At 55.9% G+C, this 2,658-nt stretch carries 2 protein-coding genes; both read right to left on the reverse strand.

Going from position 1 to position 2,658, the window contains the following annotated elements:
- Nucleotides 1-627, reverse strand: a 627-nt coding sequence (locus WC529_09125; GenBank protein MFA5114431.1) for a helical backbone metal receptor, incomplete at its 3' end; no start/stop codon positions are given.
- The coding region (locus WC529_09130) for a DNA translocase FtsK 4TM domain-containing protein (protein ID MFA5114432.1) at nt 624-2,658 on the reverse strand (2,035 nt) is incomplete at its 5' end. The genes WC529_09130 and WC529_09125, both read right to left, overlap by 4 nt.

Genomic DNA, 2,658 nt, shown 5'->3' on the forward strand with positions numbered 1-2,658 from the left:
ATCGGTCTGGACCAGCTTCTCAAAGCTAAATTGGGGGTAAGCGGACTTGCTCTGGCCGGCAATATTTTCCGCTCCAGCCCAAAGCAAGTAGTCATTGATAAAGTTATTACCGCCAACAACGATCAACGGATCATAACCGACGATCATTATAACCTTAAGAGGCCGGCCGGATCTTTTTCGCTGCTTGGCCACGGAGATCTCCTGTCGCATTTTAGTGAGGATCGCGGCCGCTTCCCGGGTCTGGCCGGTCACTTTTCCGATCTCGTCGATCCCGGCTAAGACCTCCGGCGCGGTCCGTAAATTAAGCGAGAAAACCGGCAGGCCATAATCAACCAGCTTCTTGATCTCCCCTTTCTGGGCGTCTTCCTGCATAAAGACGACATCGGGCGTCAGCGAGGCGACCTTTTCCAGGCTGATCGTGTAACCGCCGATCTTTTCCTTAAACCTGGCCAGCGCCGGGTAATCGCAGTTATTGGTCACGCCGACAACCTCCATCTCCAGCTTGAGGGCAAAAATGATCTCGGTCAGAGCGGGAGTGCAGGAAACGATCCGTTTAGGATATTGGAGGGAATTCACCGGCAGGCAAAGGACAAGGCAAAGGACCAAGCAGAGGCCAAGACTTTTCACTGAATACCCATACCGGCCAGGGTCTCTCTGGAAGCTAAGACCCGCCGCCCTTTGCCATCCCCTTCCGGCGCGCTGACGATCCCGGCCGCCTGAAGTTCATCGATCAGCCGGGCGGCCCGGTTATAACCGATCCGGAATTTTCGCTGGACGTAAGAGGTCGAAGCGACCTGGGTTTCAACGATCAATTTAGCGACTTCACCAAACATCGCGTCCCGGCCGCCATTGGCGCCAGCCTCCCCTTCTTTCTTTTCCCCTTCCAGCGGGGTTATTTCGGTGATCTCCTTTAGGTAATCCGGATCAGCCTGCTTTTTAATGAATTCCAGGACCCGTTCGGTCTCTTTGTCGGTCAGGAAACAACCCTGCACGCGCATCGGCTTCATCGCCCCGATCGGATTATAAAGCATGTCGCCGCGACCAAGGAGTTTTTCCGCCCCGGCCGAGTCGAGGATAACCCGGGAATCGATCTGGGTCGCGACGGCGAAAGCGACGCGTGACGGAATGTTCGCTTTGATCAAGCCGGTAATAACATCGACCGAGGGGCGTTGAGTGGCAACGACCAGGTGAATGCCGGTGGCGCGCGCCATTTGGGCGATCCGGCAGATCGAGGCCTCGACCTCATTAGCGGCGACCATCATCAGGTCGGCCAGCTCGTCGATGATCACGACAATATAAGGCAGACGCTCGTCTTTATCCATCTTATTGTTGTATGCTTGCAAATTCCTGGCCCCAAGGTCGTGGAACAGTTTATAGCGCCGCTCCATCTCCCACAGGACCCAGGTTTTTAAGGTCGCTGAAGCCTTGCGGACATCGGTCACGACCGGCGCCAGCAAGTGGGCGATCCCGTCATAGATCGAGAGTTCCACCATTTTCGGATCGATCATCAACATCTTGACCTCATCGGGCCGGGCGCGCAGGAGAATGCTCATGATCAGTGAATTTACAAAGACGCTCTTCCCCGACCCGGTCGTACCAGCGATCAGCAAGTGAGGCATCTTCCCCAGGTCGCCGTAGACCGGGGCACCGGCCAGATCTTTGCCGATGGTAATGTAAAGCTTGGAGGAATTTTTCCGGAATTCCGGCTGCTTGGCGATCTCCTTCATCCGGACCGTCGTAGTCATGGCATTCGGGACCTCGATCCCGACCACTGATTTCCCCGGGACCGGCGCTTCGATGCGGACCCCCGAAGCGGCCAGGTTCAAAGCGATATCGTCGGCCAGATTAGCGATCCGGCTGACCTTGACGCCTGGTTCAGGCTGCAATTCATAACGGGTGACCGACGGCCCCTGGAAGATCGAAACGACGTGCGCGCCGACCCCGAAACTGCGCAGAGCTTCTTCCAATAATCCCTTGCGCATCTCGGTCGTTTCGCGCATTTTGTCGGCCTGTTTCTTCTCTTTGGCGTTCTGCTCGTCCAGGAGATCGAGCGGCGGTAACTGATAGTTGGAATATTCTTTCCGCTCCCCTTCCGGTTCCTCTTCACCTTTAGCGTCAACTTCATTGTCGTATTTCGGCATCGGGAATTCGAGGACCGGCTTGCGCTTAGGCTCGTCCTCCGGCTCCGTCTCGGCTTCCGGCAAGGGCAACTGGGTCACCGCCGGAGCCGGGGCATTTTCTTTAGCCGGAGCCAGGACGGGCTTTTTAACCGCCGCCGGCTTGGCTTTTTTATCGTCTTTTTGGGGAACGCTTTCAAAATGGAAAATACCGAGCACAAAAGAAATCAGGCTCTGAAAAGTCAGATTCAACATCAAGAGCAAAGCGATAAATCCGAAGGTCGCGAGCAAGATATAGGCGCCGGCCAAGCCAACCGTTTTTTCCAGCACGAAACGGAAGAAGAACCCGACCGCCCCGCCCGCTCCTTGAACGATCGGATAGTCGGTCGTCGCGGTAAAATAGGCCGCGTCGATAAATTGGGCGGTCGAGATAAAGACGACGAACATGACGAACAGACCGGTCAGGCGGACCGCCAGCTCCTTGATCTCGTGGCGCAGGAGCATGATCACCCCGTAGAGAGCGACAAAAAACGGCAAAACG

The organism is Candidatus Margulisiibacteriota bacterium, assembly GCA_041650855.1.
GTDB lineage: Bacteria > Margulisbacteria > WOR-1 > O2-12-FULL-45-9 > XYB2-FULL-48-7 > JALOPZ01.